The organism is Pseudomonas sp. KH_050, from assembly GCF_057838875.1.
On the sequence record NZ_CM174478.1, the window covers coordinates 3,947,483 to 3,969,282 of the forward strand.

Sequence of the window (21,800 nt, forward strand, 5' to 3'; positions counted from 1 at the left end):
CGCAGATGCCCCTCAGTTCAGATGACGAAGAGTCTTTAAAGGAGTTCCACCGAGATGATGAGTGATACACCGGACGCTTTAGCGGTAAGCGCTAACACTCGTCCAAAGGGTAACGCGACAGATTCGCCCTCTCTGTGGTACCTCGCAGTACACAGTGCAGGCCTTGAAAGATGTGCAGGTACGGGAGTGGAAGTGGCGAACAGTCTGGATGCCATCGGAAAGGATCTGCTTAAGCACCATGACTTCGGGATCGCCGAGGTCGCCGAACGCGACAGCTGCGGCTCGGCCAGCACCTTCAGCAGCGCGTTCAGCCGGCACGTCGGCCAACCACCGGGGCGCTACGCACGCGAGCGTTGGAACGTCGCGTTGAACGCGGCCTTCCAGACCAGGCGGGGGCCGAAGCCCCCGCGTTCATGGGTTTTACATGTCGTAACGCAACACCAGCCCCATCGTGCGTGGGGCGCCGACATCGATGATGTCGCCGCTGCGGTTGTTGGTGACGTATTCCTTGTCGAAGGCGTTTTTCACGAAGCCGGACACGGCGACGTTCTTGGTGATCTTGTACTCGGTGTTGAAGTTGACCAGCCAGTAGTTGTCGCTCTTGCGCTCGCCGGTGACCTGGCCGTCCACGTCGAACTCGTATTCCGACGGCGTGGTGCTCTGGTAGGTGACATCGGTGTTGAAGGTCAGGCGGTCGTCGAAGCGATAGGTACCGCCCACCGACATCTTGTACTTGGGCGCATAGAGGAACGCTTCGTCGCTCATGTCCCGGCCGTCAGTCGTAACGAAGTCCTTGTACTTGCCATCGGTGACGGCGCCACCGGCGGTCAGGGTCAGCTGTTCGGTGATGTCTTTTTCAACAAAGACCTCCAGGCCCTTGATGTCACTGCGACCGGCGTTGAAGACGTGAACGAACTCGGTGTTCGGGTCCAGCATACTGACCTGCTGGTCTTTCCAGTCGGTGTAGTACAGGTTGGCGCGGGTACGCAGGGTCTCGTCAAAGAACGAACCGCGGTACGACAGTTCGTAGTTCGTGGTGTATTCAGGATCGTAGGACTCGTGACCGCCGCCGGCACGTACGTTGACGCCGCCGCCGCGATAGCCTTTCTGCACCATGAATCCCAGGTACTGACCCGTGGCCAGCTCATAGTTGATGCCCAGTTTCGGCAGCACGGCATCAAACGACTTGCTGACTTTCCCCGGGCTGGAGAAGTCATCCTGATCGATGTCGGTGTCGTTCGTCTCGTGGTCGTAGCGCAGACCGGTGATCAATGTCCAACGCGGGGCGAACGTCCAGTTGACTTCACCGAAGACCGCCTTGTTTTCAATCGTCGTGTCGCCCTTGACGGTGCCGAACAGCTCGTTTTCGAACAACAACCGGTCGTGGAAGTTGTTGGTGTTGTGGCCATAGTAGGCACCGACGAAGCTCTTCACCGTGTCCGAGCTGTAATTCAGACGCAGTTCCTGACTGAACAGGTCGCCGTCCTGCTTGCGCAGAATGACTTCGTTGGATTCAGCGGTCTGGTCGAAGTCCAGGCGATTGCTATAGTCCGAATCGGTATTGGCGGTAAGGCTGGTCAGGGACCAGGCATCGTTCAGGCGGTAGTCGACCTTGGCGCTGACGGTGTCCTGCTTGAGGTTGTCGAACGCCTTGGTGTCAGACGACACCTTGTAGTAACGGACCTTATCGTTGACACGCATCACCGAGCGGTCGCCCTGACGGTTTTCCCCATGGGCGTAGGTCAGCAAAACGTCTGTGTCGTCATTGGGCAGGATCAGCAATTTGCCGCGGGCGTTGCTGGTGCGACGCGGGTTGGCGTCGTCGTGGAGTGCAATGTTGTCGATGTAACCATCACCTTCCTGGTAATCCACGGCGATGCGTCCGGCGATCTTGTCGTCGACGATCGAGCCGCCCCCGGCAACGGCCACTCCGTGCTCACCATAGTTCCCCACATTGGTTTGCGCCGAAAAGCTCGGTACGAAGGTCGGATTTTTGGTCTGGATGACCACCGCGCCGGCCAGGGAGTTACGGCCCTGGGTCGTGGACTGCGGGCCAAGGAACACTTCAACCTGCTCGGCGTCCCACAGCGGGATCGGGCTGAGAGTCAGTGCGCGGTTCGGCTGCACGGCGCCGTCGACATAAACCGATACGGCGCCGTTGAGCGTGGCCGGCCCCTGGTCGTCGAAACCGGACACCGGTACGCCGCGGATACCCCAGTTTTCGTTACCGGCCTGGTTATAGACACCCGGCGTACGAGCGAACACATCGACCAGGTCATGGTCCGCCTTTTCGCGCAGTTGCTGTTCGGTAACCACGACTACACTCGACTGAGTTTGCTCCAGGGTGCGGTTGATTTTTTCACCCGTCACCGTGATCGGAGCGATCTCCATTGTGTTCGACTGTTCGGCCGCCCATGCGCTGTTAGACAGGCATACCGCCGACCCCACAGCTAACGCGATTGTGTTCTTTTTGAAATTCACGCCCCGCTCCCCCGCGACAGATATTGGTCTTTTTCTTACATCCTGAATGCCGTTTTCCTACAGCCGGCGGGAGTTTAATCCAAAGTAACGCTCAAACAAACACTATTGATAAACCCTCTCATTTGTATTTGTCGTGCGTCCATGCGGGGTTGTGGCCACGTCACCAGGGCAGTGCCCAACTGGACCGCGAGGGCCTGCTCATGCTGCCGCAAAGGCCATATCTGCCAAGTGGTTCCCTGTATGAACTCTTGCATCACACGGGCGGGTGCAGCGCTATCGATGACAGGCGCCTGGAAGAAGTGCTCGAACTGGCAGAGTTGCAGCATCTGCCGTTGCACGGCACAGCGGACTGGAGCCGGCGCCTGAGCTCAGTCAACTACCCAGAGCCATGAAGGCTGGATTGCTTGTCGTTGTAAATCATTTGTCAGGTGCATCGGCATGAGTGGCCACCGGTCCTGTATAGAACTCAGGAATCAACCAATCCAGCCCAAAACGAAATCCTGCGGTATCACGCTCGCCTACACCAACCGCTCGATCTTCTGATGCTGCCAGACGATTTTGTAATACGCCGTCTGCAACGCCAGCATGCTCAGATAAGCCACCGGAAACGCCATCCACACCCCTTGCAAGCCAAAGCGCGCATCCAGCAGATAGGCCATCGGCAACTCCACGCCGACGATGCAAAACACCGAGATCGCCATCGGCACCAGCACCGTCCCGCTGGCGCGCATGATGCCGCCGATGATCGCCTGGAACCCGAACACCAGCATGCTCCAGAGCATGATGTGCAACAGGTGTTCGGCGCGGGCCCGGGTGGTCGGGTCGGTAATGAACAGCCCCAGCAACCAGTGCGACAGCAGGTAACCCAGCACCACCAAGCCACCGGTCAACCACACATTGATCAACAGCCCCGTGCGCAGAATCGGCCCGATGCGCTCGACGCGCCCTGCTCCGATGGCCTGGGCGCCGAGAATCGACGCCGCGATCGCAATCGACAGCGCCGGGAATTGCACATAATTGACAATCTGCGTCACCGCCCCGTACGCCGCCGTCGCCTGGGAACCGTGCTGATTGACCAGCGCCAGAATCACCAACTCCGACAACGAAATCACCACCATCTGCAACCCGGTAGGCAGCCCGATGCGCAGCACCTTGCCGAGGATGTCCAGGTCCAGCCGCATCGTCGCAAAAAACGCCCGATCCGGCGCCAACGGATGCCCCTTGCGAATCAACCGCCACGCCAGCCACCCCATCGCCGACACGTTACCCACCAACCCGGCAAACGCCGCACTCTGAATCCCCATCGGCGGCAGCCCCAGCCAACCGCGAATCAACGCCGGCGTCAGCACCAGCCCGATACAGGTCGACACCACCAGCGCCAACAACGGCGACAGCGTATCGCTCACCCCCCGCAGCAACTGCGTGAACAACACAAACACCAACAGCGACGGCATGATCCACATCATCACGTGCGCATACGCCACCGCATCCTCCAACACATCCGCCGGCGTCCCCAACCCCTGCAACGCCGGCCGCGCAAACACACTCCCCAACACCGCCGCCACCAACCCGATCATCGCCCCCAACAGCAAGGTCGTGCCGGCGATGGCCTTCACCATCGCCGGTTCACGGGCGCCCCAGGCCTGGCCGATCAATACGCCCGCTCCCACGCCAAGGCCGATGACCAGGGCAATGAAGAAGAACACGATGGGGAACATGCCGGACACCGCGGCCAAAGCTTGGGTGCCGAGCATTTGGCCGATGTAGATGCTGTTGATCGTGCCCGACATGGATTGGAGAAAATTGGAGAGGACCATGGGGGCGAGGAACAGGAGGTAGGTTTGCCAGAGAGGACGTGGGGTGGTGGGGGTTTGCATTGGGTGGAGGTCCGTCTCGACTGCTGGGAGGGGGATTATTAACGATAGCTTCAGCGGTTAAAAACCAAGGGGGAATGAACATCTCAGGTCTATGTCTATATTTCCAGCAAAGTGAAAATAAAAGATCCCGGGTCGCATCATCACAGGTCCTACACCAACCCCGGAATCCCTCACCTTGCCCCCTGATCCGATGAAGCTTATAGTCCGCCCCGTCGCCCAAAATGGCGATTCAGGTTTGGCGACCTGTCGATCGGGTGCAAAAGCGCTGTGCTTTTTTGCAAGCGCCGTTGCACGCTCGCAAAGCTGTCTTTATGGCAGCTGTGCGCGGGAGACCTTCGGGTCTGCCGGTATTCCGATCCCGGTTCGCCAACCTGCGTACAGCTGCCACCCAATCGTTTGGCGACGATCGAGGGGCGGTCAACCTTTGCATTGATCGGAGTTTCAATCATGGATAGATACATGCCCCTCACCGGAATCGACCTGATCCCGGCCTCCCTGCTCATCGACACCCAAGCCCCACTCGACGTCCTGCAAGCCATGGCCGACTACCGCATTCGCACGGTCACTCAGGTGCTGGAAAACATCGCCTTCCGCGCCGGGATCGGTTGCGATACGGTGGTGCTGTCGGACTTTTCCAAACTGCTGGCCATTCCCTTGCGCGATGGCTGTGATTTGATGGATGTGATCGGTAGACGCTTACGGGTGCAGGCGGCGGAGTAAATGAAAACGGGCGCCAGTCAGACGCCCGTTTTGGTTTTGGTAGCTTGCAGCGCATTTCCCCAGTGTCGGACGATGCAGCCCATAGCGCCAAGTAGCTAAGCTTTATCAGGAGGCCGCTTCGCAAACTTTGAAAAGTCAGGAGGCGAAAAATGAGCAAACAACCTCAACCCCGTAGCCGCTCCAACCCTCAGCCCAGATCCCGTCCGGTAGTGCCTGACCTGCCCGGCAGAACGGGCAACAAGTCCGATGACCTGCGCGGCAACTACCCGCCGAAGAAGTCGAAATGAGCCCAGGCGTACGGCAGGCTTTGCAACTGCTCTGTCAATGACGCCCCCATCGCATTGACCCTCTCCAATGATCCGCAATTGAACTCTGGATGCCACTGATCGAAACAATCTTGATCTACAGATTCAATATGTATATTTTTGAGTCTGCAGATTCATAGTGAGACCTAGAACATGGCAGTCCCCCTCAAGGAACAAGCATTTACCAAGACCCAGTGCGTTACGGGTCTGCGGGCAGCGGTAGGCATACTCGAAAAATGGGGTGCGTCCAGTGATCAGGCCTGTCGCATCCTGCGCATTTCCCGCAGCACCTACACCCGAGCCCGGCAGCGCGATCCCGACTGGGCCGTGGCTCTGGACTCGGACCAGATGCAGCGCATCAGTTTTGTTCTTAACATCCACGCTGCGCTACGCGTTGTCTTCGATAACCCGGAAAACCTCTACGGTTTCCCGGCGATGGCCAACGACAACGAGTTTTTCAATGGCCGTAGCCCGCTCGAGGTCATGTCTCAGGGCGATATGATTTCTTTGTATGAAACCTTTCGGCGCATTGACGTGCTGCGTGGTGCGCAATGGTGAGGGTGAACGAACTCGCAGAACTTGCCGGTGAGCAGATACAGGCCTACCGACTGGTTAATTCAAAGTTTCCCCCTATAGCGTTGTTTGATGACGTGGCGGACAAGGACGAGTTTGAGGTGCTGTATCAGATACAGGCGCTGACTAATCCCAGGCTGCAAAATGAAGTGGGTCGTCTTGAATTGATTCCGCGAGATCAGATCCCGTTCGGTATTCCTGGCTGCGCTTACGCGACATCGCCTTTTACCCACGTCAACCCGGCAGGTTCACGGTTCAGCGATGGCAGCTTTGGTGTGTTGTACCTGGCCGATTCAATGGAAACGGCGCTGGCAGAGGTGCGACATCATCAGAATCTGTATTGGTCGAATGTCCCCAGCCTGAACTATGAGCGCTTTGTTTTCCGCGGACTGTGCTGCGCCTTCGTGGACGTATCGATGAAAGATGCTGCATCCATCCCGATAACCGATCCTGTCTACGCGCCTGACGATTACACGCATTCCCGTCAATTGGGGAAATCGATCAAAGAGGCGGGATGTCCCGGTCTTCGTTACAACTCCGTGCGTATGCAAGGCAGTTACTGCTGGGGGCTGATGACCCCGAAACCCGTTTCATCAATTATTCAAACCGCTCATTACGAGATGATCTGGAACGGTCAGATCACCAGTGTCAGCAAAATCAGCGAAGCCTGATCGCGATCCGGTGGGAATCGCTCGCCTGCCCACGTACATGGTGAACGAGGATGTGCAAGCCGGGCAACTGATACCGCTGCTGCAGGCGTTTTCAGGTCCAACCACCTGCCATTTATGCCCTCAGGGGAGGCCTTTCCCTGGTCCTTCGAGCCGCCCTTCTCTTTCAAGGCCTGCAGTGAGTCAAGACGATCTGCATTGAACTCTGTACGTTCAGAACCCACGAGCGTGGAATCAAAGGCAACACTATCTCCACTCCCAACGTACATCTCGTTGGGTTTTGAGAGGTCACGCATGAACCGTTCAACGGCTATTCGTATCAACGAAGCTGCTGAATAGCGTTCGTCACCACACTATTGGAAGCCTATATCATGACAACCTTGAACATTGAGAACTACAGAACCAACAACGCCTCCAGAAAATTATCGCTCGGGGTTAAAACCACGGCACTTGGAACCTACGGTGCTTATTTTGCTCTCGCCATCATTTACTTCTGGTTCGGCGGCATGAAGTTTACGCACTATGAGGCACAGGGGCTGGTTCCGCTGGTGAGCAACAGCCCTTTCCTGGGCTGGGTTTATGAAGTTTTCAGTGTAGATACCTTCTCCAGTTTACTCGGCATCCTGGAGGTCTCGATCGGTGTTCTGATTGCAGGTCGCCTGCTATCACCCAAGCTTTCATTGATCGGTGGTGCGTTGTCGGCCGGATTGTTTTTCACGACCTTGAGCTTTATGTTCTCGACACCCGGTGTCGTTGAGCCCGGCCTCGGTTTTCCAGCCATTACGGTAGCGCCGGGCCAATTTCTCCTTAAAGACATAGGGTTGCTTGCCGCTTCTATCTTCGTGGCCGGCCATTCTCTAACTGAGTTGGAAAACCGTTAAACCGATGATTTTCCTCTTGGGATGGCCTGAAGCAGTTCGATGTTTTCAGGCCATTGCCCCATCATCCTCTCCTTCCAGATCTTTCATCCAGTCCCGGGGGCTGTAGCCCGTCTTGCGACGAAACGCTCGTGCAAGTGCCGAAGGACTTTCATAACCGACCTCGGCGGCGATGAGCGTAATCGGCCGCCCTTCACGCAGACGCTTCTGCGCCAGGCTGATACGCCAACTCAAAAGATAATCCGCAGGTGTCTGCCCGATGACGGCCCGGAAATGCGCGGCATAGGCAGCGCGCGACATGTTCGACTCGCTCGCAAGCTGCGCAACCGACCAGGCACGATGAGGAGCGTTGTGCATCTGTACCAAAGAACGCGCCAGCCGCGAATCGGCCAGTCCAGCCATCATTCCGGTACGCAACTGATGGTGGTCGAGGAGATGCCGAAACAACAAAATGATCAGCAGTTCGAACAAGCGATCCAGCGCTGCCTCCCTGCCACAATGTCCGCCTGCCGCCTCAACGAACATCCATCTGAGTGTGTCGGCCAGCAGCGGTAACTCATCCAGGGACAGCACCAGGAAATCGGGTAACGAAGCGGACAATGGGTTATCGACCCCGCCCTCAAACTCCATTGACGCACACAATAGTTGAGCCCCCTCGGACTCACTTGCGAACAGTTGATGCCGGCTTGGCCGTGGCAGAAATATCAGGCTGGGCCGGGTCAGCAGCAAGTCCTTGCGATCGGGCCCCTGCAAGGTGACGGTACCAGCCTGCAGCAGGTGAATATGACCGCGCAGGTCACTGCCATCGTATGACGCCATGCCGCAAAGCCTGCCATTGTAAAACAGGCTGGCGCGCACGCCGAACTGCGACAACAACGTAGACAAGCGATCCATAGGCAATCTCTTGGCGAGATATAGAGGCTCAGTATCACATCACCGACTGTTTGCGGTCCAATGGCCTTGGGCCGGATATCGCCGACGTCGATAGTCACCATCAACTCAATGAAGTTCTCTTAAAAAATCCGGGACGTAACATCGCATCCATACCAACCAACAACTCCCCCGGAGCACAACATCATGAAACGCCAAACCCTCCTCGGCATCGTTTTCTCGGTTTTTGCAGTTAACGCTTTCGCCGCTACTTCTGCTCACCCGGTTGTCGCTGAAGGCGGCTCGGACCGTCTGATTGAAAGTCGTGTGGCTGAAGGCGGTTCGGATCGTTTGATCGAAAACCGTGTTGCTGAAGGGGGTTCCGACCGCCTGATCGAAAGCCGCGCTGCATGAATGAATAGCTCTACATCAGTACTCAACAAAAAGCCCGTCCTGACAAGCCGGGTTTTTTTGTGCGCAATATAGATGAGCCCCCCCATTAACTGAGTGATATTGCCGAGCCGAGCAGCAACGGCTCATGGGCCGACATAATCGACGAACGACACTAAAGCACCACACAAGACGAAAACAATCGTACTAGGCTTTCACGGGTGCCTCGAATGGTACGTGGGACTTCTATTGCGCAGTTAGATGGGCTCCTTAAACTATCCAGGCTCATAGTTGGTGTTAACTCACTAAGATCATTGTTGTTTTCACTCGATGTTCGAGTCTCCAGCAGCGATCGAAACTTGAGAAAGGAAACCGGGTATGAAAAGGCTCTCACACCACTCCAGGTTTTATGTTGCGTGTTCATTGCTCATGGCGCTAAACGGTTTTGCTCAGGCAGCACAAACCGAAAAACCCAATATCCTGTTTATCGTCTCCGACGATACGGGCTATGGAGATTTGGGGCCCTACGGAGGGGGCGTAGGTCGAGGAATGCCGACGCCGAGCATCGATGAGCTGGCAGCGGAAGGCACAACCTTTTACTCGTTTTATGCCCAACCCAGTTGTACGCCGGGCCGGGCCGCGATGCAGACCGGGCGCATTCCGAACCGCAGCGGCATGACCACCGTAGCCTTCCAGGGCCAGGGGGGCGGTTTGCCGGCAGCCGAATGGACGCTGGCTTCAGTGCTCAAAACCGGAGGTTATGAAACCTATTTCACCGGCAAGTGGCACCTGGGCGAAGCTGATTACGCACTTCCGAATGCTCAAGGCTATGACGTGATGAAGTACGTTGGCCTTTACCACTTGAATGCCTACACCTATGCCGACCCCGAATGGTTCCCGGACATGGATGATGAAACCCGCGCGATGTTTACCAAGGTGACGCGCGGCGCGTTGTCCGCAAAAGCTGGCGAAAAACCCGTCGAAGAGTTCAAGATCAACGGTCAGTACGTCGACACGCCGGTGGTTGATGGCAAGCCCGGAGTGGTCGGTATTCCGTTCTTTGACAACTATGTCGAAAAAGCCACGATGGAGTTTCTCGATACCGCGGCAAAATCCAGCAAACCGTTTTTTATCAACGTCAACTTCATGAAAGTGCACCAGCCGAACATGCCGGCACCGGAGTTCATTCACAAGTCGATATCGAAGTCGAAATACGCCGACTCCGTGGTTGAACTCGATACCCGTATTGGCCGCATCATGGACAAGCTCAAGGCGCTGGGCCTGGATAAAAACACCCTGGTCGTTTACACCACCGATAACGGCGCCTGGCAGGACGTTTACCCGGACGCTGGCTACACGCCTTTTCGTGGCACCAAAGGCACGGTGCGCGAGGGCGGTAACAGGGTTCCAGCGATCATGGCCTGGCCGGGCAAAATCAAACCCAATACAAAAAACCACGACATCATCGGTGGCCTCGACCTGATGGCGACGTTCGCCTCTGTGGCCGGAATTAAATTGCCGGAGAAAGATCGCGAAGGTCAGCCAATCATCTTCGACAGTTACGACATGACCCCGGTGCTGCTCGGAACCAGCCCTAACCCACGCAAAGAGTGGTTCTACTTTACCGAGAACGAGCTGTCCCCTGGCGCTGCTCGTGTGGGCAACTACAAAGCGGTCTTCAACCTGCGCGGCGACAATGGAACCCCGACAGGAGGCTTGGCGGTAGACACCAACCAAGGCTGGAAAGGCCCGACGAAATACGTGGCGACGGTGCCGCAGATCTTCGACTTGCTGCAAGATCCGCAGGAACGCTATGACATTTTCATGAACAATTTCACCGAGCACACCTGGACGCTGGTCCCCATCAGCGCGGCAATTACCACGCTAATGAAAACCTACGTTCAGTACCCTCCACGCAAAGTGCAAAGCATGACCTACGACGGCCCGATCGAACTGTCCAAGTACCAGAAATTCCAATCGGTACGGGACGATTTGCAGAAGGAAGGCATCACCATTCCAATGCCTAACTAACCGTGCAGTAGCAGCTGCCGAAGGACCTTCGGCAGCTGCTACGGTTCGCGTAACGTCGTAACTGACAAACCCGGACGCGAACGCCCGATCCGGGGCCTTTTCGGTGGTTCGCCACCGGCAGAGAGTGTTGTAAAAACGCCTCCGCGCACACTTGCTATGATTTCTGAGGATTTCATCGCAAGGATCGCCCACAGCGCCCCCCCTGCCGGGGTTTTGCCACGTTTCGTTAGCGAGCCTCCAAGCCCTTGTGTATGCGCATTGTAGTGTTGGCCCTGGTCCTGACGCTGTTCGGCTGCGCTACCGCGTCGGGCCCGCCGAGGGGCGAGAGCGGCGGTTGGCGGTCCTTCTATGTGGTGAATCACGGCCTGCATACCGGGTTGGCGATTGCGCGCCCCGATCTGCTTCAGGTGCTTCCCGCACTGGCCGACGCGTTCGGCGACGGCGACTTCGTTGAGTTCGGCTGGGGTGACGAGGACTTTTACCGGGCCCCACAGGCCACCTTGAGCCTCGCCCTGCGGGCCTTGTTCGGGTCGAGGGCAACCGTGCTGCATGTGGTCAAGATTGCCGGGGACCCCAGGCGACGTTTCGCCGCAAGCGAGGTCATCGAGGTGCGGGTGACGGAGGACGGCTACCGGCGACTGCTCGCGTTCGTGGCCGGGACCTTCACCCACTCAGCTGTGGGCACCTTGGCGGCGCTCGGGCCTGGCCTGTATGGCGAGAGCCGGTTCTACCAGGCCGAGGGCAGCTATTCGCTGTTTTATACCTGCAATACCTGGGTCGCAGAGGCGCTGGCCGCGAGCAGTTGCCCAATATCGCCTGCAGGGGTAATTACGGCGGGAAACCTCATGTCGCAGTTGCGCCGGGCGACAGCGGCCGGTGCATCTTGCCTGGCTACCCGCTAACCCGCGCCTGATGGTTCGATTCAGAGCCGCAAATCGGCTTCGGCTTGAATGAATTGTCAGGCCCCGTCCTCGCGGTACGTGCCATCGGAATGAATAACCCAATCAAATTTGTAAATTGCGGTGGTGTTCAGGCTTCATGGATCAGCTCTCAGAGGAAATGATTGAGTCGTGACTGGATTCAGCCGCCAGCTTCAATCGATCAGCTTTACTAATGTATTTAGACTTGCTTGGCGGTGCCAATTTGGCACTAGCCTTTTTGGCGTGAGCCTTTAATAACTGCTTTATTTTTTTACGACGATTCATTTTTTTCTACTCGGCTTGTAAGTTCTTGAATGATACCAGCTTAAAATATTGGGCCATTCTGTTGCAGCGGCCGGTTGAATCCACAGGCCAGAAGCGGTCACTCGTAATCAACACAACATCCATGAACGACAGAGCGTGAAGCTTGCTCCCCGCAATCACAAAGGAAGCGGCCTATCCTGGACAATCCGTTTCATGACGAGGGTCGAGGTCAGCCGTTGCACATTGGGTAACGTTGAAAGGCTCTCATCGTAAAGTCTTTGAAAGGCCGGCAGATCCTGAGTGATAACGTGCAACAGATAGTCCGGTTCCCCAAACAGTCTCTGAGCATCGACTACCTGCGGGATGTCGACGAGTGCCGTCTCGAAAGCCTCGACGGCTTGCCTGTCGCCCTCACGAAGCGTAGCAAACACCAGGGCGGAAAAGTTCAAGCCGAGTGCCGAGGGGTTTAGCTGTGCGCGATAGCCCAGCAACACTCCGGATTCTTCCAGTGCCCGTACACGCCGATGGCACGGAGAAAGGCTCAGCCCCACCCGCTCAGCGAGTTCGGTGACCGAAAGGCGACCATCTTTTTGAAGCTCAGAAAGAATCTTTCGATCAATCCTGTCCATTTGGAAGATTCTCCTGATCTACCGCGTCTGAATGATCATCTTTGAAAGTAAATTCTAACAATATTTCATTATTCTTCCTCCATCCAATAATTGCCGCACTCCTCCTGAATCCACAGGAGGAACGGCCTTTGATTTGCGAGGCGAAGATGCAGAGAGCGGTGTGTCATCAGCAGAGGTGGGTAGCGCCATGACCTTCAGTGTTTTCGCTGCCTTCTGGGCGGTATCGATTCTGTTCGTCATCACGCCAGGCGCAGATTGGGCCTACGCGATTTCGGCAGGCTTGAAGGGCCGGGTCGTGATGCCCGCCGTGGGCGGGCTTTTGTCCGGCCACTTGATTGCAACAGTCATTGTCGCCGGTGGTGTCGGCGCTCTGGTTGCCAACCACCCCGTTGTCTTGTCGGTGCTGACGGTTGCGGGGGCGGCTTATCTGTTTTGGTTGGGCATCAACATGCTTGCCCGTCCCTCTACACCGCGCGCTGATGACATTCAGGCGTCGCGCTCCTGGAAGCGCTGGGCGATCAAGGGGCTTTGCGTGAGCGGGCTGAACCCGAAAGTGTTCCTGCTGTTCCTGGCGCTTTTACCTCAATTCACAGACGCTGCCGCTTCCTGGCCGGTGCCGATGCAGATGATTGCGTTGGGGCTGGTCCACACTGTCAGTTGTGGCGTTATCTATCTCCTGGTCGGATTTGGCTCACAAGTCGTTCTGCAAGCACGTCCAGCCGCGGCTCAACTGGTCAGTCGTTTCTCCGGCGCGGCCATGATCATCATCGCGATGGTTCTGCTCATCGAGCAGATGCTCGGTTAATCCATTTTTTAGCGACACAACCCTTATCTCCCCAGGAGTCTTTATGAAGAGCCCAAGAGAACGTGCCGCTGAGTTTCGAGTTCAAACGACCGGTTTACGCGGGAGAACAGATCACCTGCCACTGGCTCATCGCTGGCATCGATGAACGCGGTCACGCAAAAGCCGAAGTCAGGATACTCAACGCCGAGGGTGTCACTGTGCTGGTAGCGACCACTTGCGGCGTGCTGCCTGGAGCTGAGGAATGTGAATGCCTCAAGCAGATGCTTTCTGAAGGAGATCCCACCAACGGTGCCGCCCAGGATCTTGCCTGCCAGCATGTCGACCGGATCCAGGTAAAGCGTCATCGACAAGGTCCGCTTCACCCGCACGTGTCCTATCCTTCCCTCCAGTCAACAACGCCGGACATCGAAATGCCCACCCCCGAATCCACCCTCCTCCAAAGCTGGCACTACAACGCCCAATCCTGGATCGAAGCCGTCCGCACCGGCACCATCGAAAGCCGCCTCAAGGTCACCGACCAGGCAATCCTGCTGGCGGTTCTAGGCCGCCAGCCCAAGCGTGTGCTCGACCTGGGCTGCGGCGAGGGTTGGCTGTTGCGTGCGCTGGCTGAACGGGCCATCAAGGCGGTCGGTGTGGATGGCGATGCGACGCTGGTCGAGGCGGCGCGGGCGACGGGCTCTTCGCGGGTGCATTTGGCGAGCTATGAAGAGTTGGTGGAGGCCAAGGTGGACATCGGCAGCGACTACGACCTGATCTGCGCCAACTTCGCCCTGCTGCACCAGGACATCATCCCTCTGCTCGCCGCCATGAACGGCCTGCTCGCCCCTGGCGGCGCGCTGGTGATCCAGACCCTGCATCCGTGGACCGCAGCGGCGGGCGACTATCAGGATGGTTGGCGCACAGAGACCTTCGCCGGGTTCAAGGGGCAGTGGCAACCCATGCCGTGGTACTTGCGCACCTTGTCCAGTTGGCTCAATGCTCTGGACATCGCCGGTTTTCGGCTGGCCAGCCTGCAGGAGCCGCAGCACCCGCAAAGTCCTGTGCCGCAGTCGTTGCTGTTGGTGGCCGAGCAGCGGGAGTGAGTGCAATCAGAAATCGGCCAGAAGCGCTCCTCGTCCATTTCGCGAAGACGCTACCGTGGGGCACACAGACCTTCAGCGTCCTGCGCCCGGCAGATTGATGGACTGCACCTCGCAACAGATCCCGTGCCCGCGCTACCGGTGGCCGGTAGCGTCATGGTCTGTCAGTCAGTGGAGTCCTCGATCCGTCATTGTCATTTGTCGTCCATCTTTTCTGACGATTGTGGCCGACTCTCAGTGCTCTCTTCAGCGTTGGGAGCTTCTGGAAAACTTCCTGGCGTGAACACGTGGGTCTGCAAGTCGCTGGCGTCGATTTCGGTGACACCCTGAACCGAACGGGCCAGGCTGACGGCTTTTTCACAGTCTCTATGGGTGTTGACGCGACCGCTCAACGCCACCACGCCCGCATGGGTTTTGACATTGATATGCAGGCTAAGGGATGGCTCGGAAAATGCCAGGGTCGACTTCACTTTGGCGGTAATCCACGCGTCGTGAACGGCCATTCCCAGATCATGAGAGTAATGCTGGAAGGCGTTATTTTTCATGGTTGAAACCCTCTCTCACGTAATCAGATGCACTGTCCGTCCCATTTGCTGTGCTGTCCTCCACCTCTCAGGCTAGCGATACGGCACCTGATTGGTTTTGGAATGCTCGCTACACAAACACAGGCACAGACACAGACACAGACACACATTAATTATAGTGCGGTCGTGGCCTGCGGTCGGGGTGTAGAACCTCAGATGCGCTGATCGCACTGCCAGATGAATATTTCCGTCCCCCACCTGCAGTTCTCCCCGAAGCGGCTCCAGGTCTTCTTCGCAGCGGACGACGACGCTTCGATCTCCTGTGCGACCAGGCTTTGTATCTGGGTGTATTCGCTCGTGCCCGGTTCAAGTCCAGGATCGGGTTCAAACCGCTCAACGCAAGCGACGAGCTCCGCAGTCAGATTTGGGCCTTTAAATCGGGCAGTGTTTTCTTCGGCCATACCGGCCTCTCAATAGGGATAACAGGAGGATTAGCGCCCCTCTATTCATGGTAGTAATACAGTTTATTAACAATCATCCAGCGATGATCAATTTTCAGTAGCGACAGGTAATCTGTAAATCTCATGCCGATATAATCATCAATGATTTTTACCGCTGCGGCATCACCGGTTATATCCAGATTAATAATCTCCCAAAAGGGTTTTACCTCTTTTGCAGCCGGGCCTTCGGTCTTGATTGCTCCGATAAATTCATCAAGGGATAACCAATCAAGCTCTTTAAGGTAGTGGCCAATGATGCGACAGTCTGGGTGAAAGGCTTGCCGCAGCAATACTTCGTCTGCGAATACCATGCCCTCTACATAATTGCGTACCACAAGGTTGATGAGTTCTGTATCCAACGAATGAGTAGTCATGTCGAACCTCTGGTTTTCTCGTCTTCGCTCCGCAGGTGCAGGTTGATCGACTGTCTCCCCAGGGGCTGATCAACCAGAAAGTCTAGCACCGCGTGCTGAATTGTCCTGAAGTGAGTCGACATGTTCCGAGCGTCCGTATGAAGAATACGGCTATGCGTGGAAATCGGCGGGACCCTTCGGGTTTTGCTTCTGGTTATGTTTCTCACCGCTGGTCCAGTCTGCCGATGACCCGCAAACCATAAAAGATCTCTATCGCCAGGGACGCTACACGAGTGCGTTTACCGGGCTCCATAAACTGGCCGGGCAAGGCGACACAGAAGCTCAAGTCATGCTCTGCGAAGCAGGAGTTCTGGGAAATGGGATGCAGCGGGCGCCGCAGCCATCGCCGTACTGCTATAGGGCCGCCGAAAGTGGTTTGGGCTATGCCTATGGACTGATTGCCAGGACATTCATGGAAAATCCCGCACCGTCCAAAGAAGAGTTTTCCAAGGCATTTGAATACGCAGCGGCGGGAGACAAATCAGGTGACTCACTTTCTTCCTACTTGTTGGGCGAAGCCAGCTATCTAGGCTTAGGCACCCTCAAGGACGGCCCCAGAGCCCTGTATTACTTTGAGCGTGCCTCACAGCGCGGGCCATCACACATAATTCATCTGAAAAAGGTAACAGCGATGGAGAGAAGCCTCCCAAAGCTGTTTGCTACGCGTATTTTGACTCGTGCCTGACCGATTGCGATATCCAGACTCATAGCCTGGAATGGCATAGTTTCTGTCAAGGTGAATGCCAAAGGCAGAAATACAGATGCCTGGGTGAACACTGATCCTGAAGCATCATAAGGGCAGGCAGGAAACGCAGGCGATTGGGTGCCGCTGTCACAGCCGACGCCAGCGAAGCAGTCGCCTAACCTGAGCGCTGGGCCCGTTCCGATTCATCCAGGTGCTCCAGCAGCGCCGCTATCGTTGCATCCCGCAGCTTGATTGCCTCCATCCAGCCCGGCCCCTGTGCCAACAACGGGGAGCAGACGTTGACGTGGATGGCCGCGTGGCGCGGGAACCACTGACCTTCGCGCAGCACCACCCGCGTGCCGCGGATGGCGACCGGCAGCAGCGGCACTCCAACACGCGCGGCAAGCACGAAGGCGCCCATGTGGAAGGTGCGCAAGCCTGGCTCGCGGGTGAAGGTTCCCTCGGGGAAGAACACCAGGGGCTGGCCAGCCTGCAGCACCTCGGCCAGGGACTCGGCGTCTGCGGTGCTGCGCTGCAGGTCGAAGCGTTCGACGAAGTGGGCGCCGAGCTGGCGCAGGAAGCGGCCGGCGATCCACTGGTCAGCCAGTTCGCGCTTGGCAACAAAGCTGAACCGCGGCGGCAGGGCCGCGCAGAGAATGACGCCGTCGAGGTAGCTGGCATGGTTTACGGCCAGCACGCTGCCCCCTGATTCAGGCAGGTGCTCCAGCCCCGTGATGCTGAACGGCACCCCCGCCAGGCGCAAGAACAGCCGCGCGGCCGCGCGGGTAAAGCTGCGGCACCAACGCTGGCGCGGCAGGATCGCGACACCCAGCCAGGTCAGCGGTGTGACCAGCCAGAAAAGCAACCAGATGTAAGCGGCATACAGCGCGGCGCGGCAGGTCCGCCAGCTGCGGCCGAAATTTCCGCGTACGGCCTGCAGCACCAGGCGCAGGAGCTGGCGCCATACGGCGAGGTGTGGCCGCCCCACTTCGCCGCGCTCATACAGTTCGCGGCTGGCCGCACGGCGAATCTTGCCGCTGGAGGTCTTCAGTACGCTATGCGGTGGCGCCAGTACGATATCGTCGGGCGCCACACCGGTGAGGTCGACCACGATGCGGTTGACCTCCTGCTGCAAGCGTTGCCGCACAGCGGCTTCCTTCTCGTTGCTTTCCGCCAACACCACCAGGCGCTCGGTGCCGGTGGTCGGGTCAGGACTGCCGAACACCGCGATGCAGCCTTTGCGCAGGCCGGGCAAATTGCCGACCGCCGCTTCGACATCGTAGGGGTAGATGTTGCGCCCGGCACGGATGATCAGGTCCTTGGCACGGCCGGTCAGGTAGACCTCACCGCCGGCCATGTAGGCGAAGTCGAGCGAGTCGAACCAGCCATCGCGCAGCACCCGGCGGGTCTCTTCGGGGTTACGGTAGTAGCCACCGGTGGTGGAGGGCCCGCGAAATTGCAGGTGACCTTCGCTGCGCTCGGGGAGCTCGACCCCGCGGCCATCGACGACGCGAATCTGATGGCCCGGCAACGGCCGGCCGCTGGAGACAAAGCGCAGCGTTGCGCTGGCGTCCGCTTCGGCGGGCAGTGCATTGCCGTGGGTCTGGAACGCCTCGCGCTGCACCCGGTCGATCAGCGGCCCTCGGCCCAAGGGAGGAAAGGCCACGCCCAACGTGGCCTCGGCCAACCCATAGACCGGTGCCAGCGCGGTGGGCGCAAAGCCGTAGCGAGCAAAACGTTCGGCGAAGCGCTGCAAAGTATCCGGGCTGACCGGCTCGGCACCGTTGAAGGCCACGCGCCAACTGCTCAGGTCCAGGCCCTCGAGGTCATCGTCAGCGAGTTTGCTCAGGCACAGTTCGTAGGCGAAGTTGGGTGCCGCCGACATCGTGCCGTGCAAGCGATCGATGGCCCATAGCCAACGCGCAGGCCGCGCCAGGAAAGCCAGCGGCGACATCAGCACCAGGCTGTAGCCGTAATACAGGCTGCCCAGCCAGGCTCCGATCAGGCCCATGTCGTGGTACATGGGCAGCCAGCTGACGAACACGTCCTGCGGCCCGACTTTCAGCACCCCACCCATGGCGCGCAGATTGGCCAGCAGATTAGCGTGGCTGACCATCACGCCCTTGGGCTGGCCGGTGCTGCCCGAGGTGTACTGCAGGAAGGCGATGTCATCCGGTTGCCGTAGCGGTGTGATGCACTCGCCCCCCTCGCCTGTCAGCTCGGCCACGCTGGCAATGCGCGTCAGACTCGGGACCTGCGGCCGGAGCAGCCGGGCGAGCAGCTTCGCTTCCGTGACGGTAATCAGCATTTTGGCTTCGGCATTGCGCAGGATGCCGGCCTGGCGGCGCAGATGATCCTCTATCTGCGACAGGCGCAGCGGTGGGTAGATGGGCACCGGCACACCACCGGCCAACAGGATGCCGAAAAAGCCATGGAGAAAGTCACGCCCTGTGGGCAGCATCAGGGCCACGGTCTGGCCGCTCTGCAAGCCACTGCGTTGCAGCCCTGCGGCAACGGCTTGGGCTCCATGGTGCAAAGCGCCATAGCTGATGTCTTCCAGCTGGTCACTTTCACCCAGCAGGCGCACGTGGGGGTACTGCGGCTGATGGCGCACATGCCATTCCAGCACCTCGATCAAGGTCCGCGCGGCGCCTGGCGTCTGCTCCGTTGCTGTCAGGGCCTCGCTGGAGTCGCTGGAGGGCCGCGGGCCTACCGCCTCGGCGCCCGGTCTGCTGTGCAACACGCGCAGTACATCGGCGGGGGTGTCCGCCGAGGCGAACAGGGATTCCGGCAAGCGCACAGCGAATTCGTGCTCGATGCGTGACCAGAGCTCGACCCGGGCCAGGCTGTCTACGCCCAGGTCTCGATCCAGCACACTGTGCAAGGTGACTTGCAAACCTTCCGCGGCCTGCGGACGCAACTCAACCACGGTACGCTGGACAATTTCGAGCAATTTTTCCGCATCCCCATCGGAACGGGGAACGGCGCGGGTTTCTGGAGGCGGACGAGACATCGGCGGCCCCTCGTGACAAAACACTTTGTGCGTAGATCCTTGCCAATTGACATTATGCGCCTATGGCGGCGACAGGGAATGCCATCATCGGCTGCAGCGCTCGCAGGAAGGCTGAGCCAGGCCCCGGCTCAATCCGTAGCAGCTGGCGAAGCCTGCGTCCGGCTGCGCAGCAGTCGTAAAATCAGGCACCGCGGTATTCCAGAAAAATCGGGGAAGCAGGATTTGCGACTGCTGCGCAGCCGGACGCAGCCTTCGGCAGCTGCTACGGTTTGGGGCTAGGCTCTTAAGGACCCAGCACCTGCAGAGAGATCACCATGCCAGCCAGCCTTGCCCCCGGAGTGACACGCCGAGAAATCTGGGCCTGGGCGATGTACGATTTCGCCAACTCCGGCTACACGACGGTGGTGATCACCGCCGTGTTCAACGCCTACTTCGTCGCGGTGGTCGCCAAGGGCGAAGCCTGGGGCACGCTGGCCTGGACCAGCGCGACCGCCCTCTCCTATGTCCTGATCATCCTGACCGCGCCGCTGATCGGTGCCTACGCCGACGCCTTCGCCTGCAAGAAGCGCCTGCTGCTGTTCAGCACGGTCGGTTGCGTCACCTTTACCGCGGGACTTGCACTGGCCGGGCCGGGGGAGCTCGGTGTCGCGATCCTGTTCATCGTGCTATCGAACTTCTGCTTCGGCAGCGGCGAGAACCTGATCGCCGCCTTCCTGCCTCAACTCGCCCGTGCAGATGCCTTGGGCAAAGTCTCCGGTTGGGGCTGGGGGTTCGGCTATATTGGCGGCCTGGTCAGCCTGGGCGCCTGCCTGGCCTTCGTCGGCTGGGCCCAGGCGCAGGGCCAGACTGCGGCGCAGTTCGTGCCGGTGTGCATGCTGATCACCGCGACCTTGTTCGCCATCGCCAGCGTACCGACCTTCCTGTTCCTGCGCGAACGCAGCCAGCCGCAGCAAGGGCGCGGCGACACGCCTATCGCGCAAGCGGCGCTGGCGCGCTTCGCGCAGACGCTGCGCGAAGCCGAGCACTATCGCGATCTGCTGCGCTTCCTAGCCTGCACCGTCTGCTACCAGGCCGGGATCTCGGCGGTGATCGCCCTGGCGGCCATCTATGCCAATCAGGTCATGGGCTTCAGTACCCAGGACACGCTGCTGCTGATCTTCGTGGTGAATATCACGGCCTCCATCGGTGCCGTGCTGTTCGGTTCGCTGCAGGATCGCCTCGGCCATCGCGCCATGTTGGCGCTGACCCTGCTGGGCTGGCTCGGCATGGTCGGTCTGGTCTGGGTCGCGCGCGGCCCCGAGCTGTTCTGGCTGGCGGCCAACCTCGCCGGTCTGTGCATGGGTGCCAGCCAATCGGCCGGCCGCGCGATAGTCGGGCTGCTGACGCCGCCGACGCGCCTGGCGGAATTCTTCGGCCTCTGGGGGTTGGCGGTCAAACTGTCGGCAATCCTCGGCCCCATGACTTACGGCCTGACCAGCTGGCTGTCCGGCGGCGATCACCGCCTGGCGATGCTGATCACCGGCAGCTATTTCGTGGTCGGCCTGCTGATCCTGGCCGGCGTCAACCTCGAGCGCGGGCGGCAGGCAGCTGTCGGCCCTGCCGAGAGTCTCGGAAAGTGAGAGGGAGTGTCCCTGCCGGGTCAGTTTTCGCCTGTCGCGACGGGCTCATTTGGCCAAAAACGAACAGTGCTCCCGAGCCTTGTGGGCCCGAGTAACCGTTGTGCAGCTGGAAGATTTTTCGACCGTCGGTAGATCAGCGAGGCTTTCGTTCGGCTAGTATGTGGGCTCTGTATAGAATTGGATCCATTCCAACGAGTACCCAGCCATCAACGACGTAAGCGTACTGCCGGGTTTGCCTCTATTTATTTGTGCTTGTTCTGGCGCGCGATGGCGAAGCCTGCAGCCAGGCACCAGCTAGAGGCGATGGCCATCATGCTGAGAAGAACGTAAACCCAGTTCATCTTTCTCCTCCAGATTTCTAGTGGGACACAGTTCACCCTGCTTTCGTCATCGGCCAGAAACGGCTTTATGCCGGTCGCACCCGCAGTGAGTTCATCGGGCGGATGGGGGTCGTAAGTGACCGGCCCCATCGGGTCGTTCCTCACGCCCACGGTGATTCGTGTGGTCAAGCATAGCGAAGTGTGAGCTAACCCTCGGGCTGGGTTACGGACGGTCA

General features: G+C 58.6%; 22 protein-coding genes and 2 pseudogenes. 12 read left to right on the plus strand and 12 right to left on the minus strand.

Annotated elements, in window-relative coordinates; genetic code table 11:
• Window positions 1-420 precede the first annotated feature (420 nt).
• Both AC3IUA_RS17850 and AC3IUA_RS17855 read right to left on the minus strand, forming a co-directional pair.
• Entirely contained in the window at window positions 421-2,481 is a 2,061-nt protein-coding gene (locus AC3IUA_RS17850; protein WP_489355874.1) for a TonB-dependent receptor, read from the minus strand.
• 518 nt (window positions 2,482-2,999) lie between these two features.
• Window positions 3,000-4,358 carry an MATE family efflux transporter gene (locus AC3IUA_RS17855; RefSeq protein WP_489355875.1) on the minus strand — a complete coding sequence of 453 codons (1,359 nt, stop codon included), beginning with the start codon at window positions 4,356-4,358 and terminating at the stop codon, window positions 3,000-3,002.
• 447 nt (window positions 4,359-4,805) lie between these two features.
• Between AC3IUA_RS17855 and AC3IUA_RS17860 the strand changes: the two genes are divergently transcribed.
• The 5 genes from AC3IUA_RS17860 to AC3IUA_RS17880 all read left to right on the plus strand — a co-directional run bounded on the left by AC3IUA_RS17860 (window position 4,806) and on the right by AC3IUA_RS17880 (window position 7,505).
• Window positions 4,806-5,078, plus strand: coding sequence for a hypothetical protein (locus AC3IUA_RS17860; protein ID WP_489355877.1), 273 nt, complete (start codon window positions 4,806-4,808; stop codon window positions 5,076-5,078).
• Between the two features lie 149 nt (window positions 5,079-5,227).
• Complete coding sequence (locus AC3IUA_RS17865; protein ID WP_489355879.1) at window positions 5,228-5,365, plus strand: hypothetical protein; 138 nt, start codon at window positions 5,228-5,230, stop codon at window positions 5,363-5,365.
• Window positions 5,366-5,536: 171 nt separating this feature from the next.
• The gene (locus AC3IUA_RS17870) at window positions 5,537-5,941 is read left to right on the plus strand and encodes an antitoxin Xre-like helix-turn-helix domain-containing protein (RefSeq protein WP_489355880.1); all 405 of its coding nucleotides are present in this window, start codon (window positions 5,537-5,539) and stop codon (window positions 5,939-5,941) included.
• Window positions 5,935-6,627, plus strand: coding sequence for an RES family NAD+ phosphorylase (locus AC3IUA_RS17875; RefSeq protein WP_489355882.1), 693 nt, complete (start codon window positions 5,935-5,937; stop codon window positions 6,625-6,627). The genes AC3IUA_RS17870 and AC3IUA_RS17875 overlap by 7 nt, the downstream gene beginning before the upstream one ends.
• Window positions 6,628-6,995: 368 nt before the next feature.
• Window positions 6,996-7,505 carry a YkgB family protein gene (locus AC3IUA_RS17880; protein WP_489355884.1) on the plus strand — a complete coding sequence of 170 codons (510 nt, stop codon included), beginning with the start codon at window positions 6,996-6,998 and terminating at the stop codon, window positions 7,503-7,505.
• 45 nt (window positions 7,506-7,550) lie between these two features.
• Here AC3IUA_RS17880 and AC3IUA_RS17885 read toward each other — a convergent pair whose 3' ends face one another.
• Complete coding sequence (locus AC3IUA_RS17885) at window positions 7,551-8,396, minus strand: helix-turn-helix transcriptional regulator (protein ID WP_489355886.1); 846 nt, start codon at window positions 8,394-8,396, stop codon at window positions 7,551-7,553.
• A 183-nt stretch (window positions 8,397-8,579) separates the two neighbouring features.
• On the opposite strand from AC3IUA_RS17885, the pseudogene AC3IUA_RS17890 reads away from it, so the two are divergent.
• The 3 genes and pseudogenes from AC3IUA_RS17890 to AC3IUA_RS17900 all read left to right on the plus strand — a co-directional run.
• Window positions 8,580-8,783, plus strand: a pseudogene (locus AC3IUA_RS17890) (phage infection protein); the annotation flags it as partial.
• Window positions 8,784-9,140: 357 nt separating this feature from the next.
• Window positions 9,141-10,793: an arylsulfatase gene (locus AC3IUA_RS17895; RefSeq protein WP_489355888.1), complete on the plus strand. Its 1,653-nt coding sequence runs from the start codon at window positions 9,141-9,143 to the stop codon at window positions 10,791-10,793.
• A gap of 251 nt (window positions 10,794-11,044) precedes the next feature.
• Window positions 11,045-11,695 (plus strand): DUF2459 domain-containing protein, encoded by a 651-nt coding sequence (locus AC3IUA_RS17900; protein WP_489355890.1) that lies wholly within the window; start codon window positions 11,045-11,047, stop codon window positions 11,693-11,695.
• A 141-nt stretch (window positions 11,696-11,836) separates the two neighbouring features.
• On the opposite strand, the gene AC3IUA_RS17905 is transcribed toward AC3IUA_RS17900, so the two are convergent.
• Together AC3IUA_RS17905 and AC3IUA_RS17910 are read right to left on the minus strand one after the other, a co-directional pair.
• The gene (locus AC3IUA_RS17905; protein ID WP_081729292.1) at window positions 11,837-11,998 is read right to left on the minus strand and encodes a DUF2986 domain-containing protein; all 162 of its coding nucleotides are present in this window, start codon (window positions 11,996-11,998) and stop codon (window positions 11,837-11,839) included.
• A gap of 155 nt (window positions 11,999-12,153) precedes the next feature.
• On the minus strand, window positions 12,154-12,606 hold the full coding sequence (locus AC3IUA_RS17910) for an Lrp/AsnC family transcriptional regulator (protein WP_489355892.1): 453 nt from the start codon (window positions 12,604-12,606) through the stop codon (window positions 12,154-12,156).
• A 187-nt stretch (window positions 12,607-12,793) separates the two neighbouring features.
• Between AC3IUA_RS17910 and AC3IUA_RS17915 the strand changes: the two genes are divergently transcribed.
• Complete coding sequence (locus AC3IUA_RS17915; protein WP_489355894.1) at window positions 12,794-13,411, plus strand: LysE family translocator; 618 nt, start codon at window positions 12,794-12,796, stop codon at window positions 13,409-13,411.
• Window positions 13,412-13,452: 41 nt separating this feature from the next.
• Here the strand turns inward: AC3IUA_RS17915 and AC3IUA_RS17920 are convergent, their stop codons facing one another.
• Window positions 13,453-13,755, minus strand: coding sequence for a hypothetical protein (locus tag AC3IUA_RS17920; protein WP_489355896.1), 303 nt, complete (start codon window positions 13,753-13,755; stop codon window positions 13,453-13,455).
• 66 nt (window positions 13,756-13,821) lie between these two features.
• Here AC3IUA_RS17920 and AC3IUA_RS17925 point away from each other — a divergent pair, with 66 nt between their 5' ends.
• On the plus strand, window positions 13,822-14,493 hold the full coding sequence (locus AC3IUA_RS17925; RefSeq protein ID WP_489355898.1) for a class I SAM-dependent methyltransferase: 672 nt from the start codon (window positions 13,822-13,824) through the stop codon (window positions 14,491-14,493).
• 191 nt (window positions 14,494-14,684) lie between these two features.
• Here AC3IUA_RS17925 and AC3IUA_RS17930 read toward each other — a convergent pair whose 3' ends face one another.
• The 3 genes from AC3IUA_RS17930 to AC3IUA_RS17940 all read right to left on the minus strand — a co-directional run bounded on the left by AC3IUA_RS17930 (window position 14,685) and on the right by AC3IUA_RS17940 (window position 15,888).
• On the minus strand, window positions 14,685-15,035 hold the full coding sequence (locus tag AC3IUA_RS17930; RefSeq protein ID WP_489355900.1) for a BON domain-containing protein: 351 nt from the start codon (window positions 15,033-15,035) through the stop codon (window positions 14,685-14,687).
• 191 nt (window positions 15,036-15,226) lie between these two features.
• Entirely contained in the window at window positions 15,227-15,475 is a 249-nt protein-coding gene (locus AC3IUA_RS17935; protein WP_489355902.1) for a hypothetical protein, read from the minus strand.
• A 41-nt stretch (window positions 15,476-15,516) separates the two neighbouring features.
• On the minus strand, window positions 15,517-15,888 hold the full coding sequence (locus AC3IUA_RS17940) for a nuclear transport factor 2 family protein (RefSeq protein WP_489355903.1): 372 nt from the start codon (window positions 15,886-15,888) through the stop codon (window positions 15,517-15,519).
• Window positions 15,889-16,216: 328 nt separating this feature from the next.
• Here AC3IUA_RS17940 and AC3IUA_RS17945 point away from each other — a divergent pair, with 328 nt between their 5' ends.
• Window positions 16,217-16,612 carry an SEL1-like repeat protein gene (locus AC3IUA_RS17945; RefSeq protein ID WP_489355905.1) on the plus strand — a complete coding sequence of 132 codons (396 nt, stop codon included), beginning with the start codon at window positions 16,217-16,219 and terminating at the stop codon, window positions 16,610-16,612.
• Between the two features lie 175 nt (window positions 16,613-16,787).
• Here AC3IUA_RS17945 and AC3IUA_RS17950 read toward each other — a convergent pair whose 3' ends face one another.
• Entirely contained in the window at window positions 16,788-19,625 is a 2,838-nt protein-coding gene (locus AC3IUA_RS17950; protein WP_489355907.1) for an AMP-binding protein, read from the minus strand.
• A 314-nt stretch (window positions 19,626-19,939) separates the two neighbouring features.
• Between AC3IUA_RS17950 and AC3IUA_RS17955 the strand changes: the two genes are divergently transcribed.
• A complete protein-coding gene (locus tag AC3IUA_RS17955; protein WP_489355909.1) occupies window positions 19,940-21,244 on the plus strand; it encodes an MFS transporter in 1,305 nt (434 codons plus the stop codon).
• 20 nt (window positions 21,245-21,264) lie between these two features.
• Here the strand turns inward: AC3IUA_RS17955 and AC3IUA_RS17960 are convergent.
• Window positions 21,265-21,476: pseudogene (locus AC3IUA_RS17960) on the minus strand (hypothetical protein); the annotation flags it as partial.
• 10 nt (window positions 21,477-21,486) lie between these two features.
• The gene (locus AC3IUA_RS17965; RefSeq protein ID WP_489355911.1) at window positions 21,487-21,714 is read right to left on the minus strand and encodes a hypothetical protein; all 228 of its coding nucleotides are present in this window, start codon (window positions 21,712-21,714) and stop codon (window positions 21,487-21,489) included.
• Window positions 21,715-21,800 lie beyond the last annotated feature (86 nt).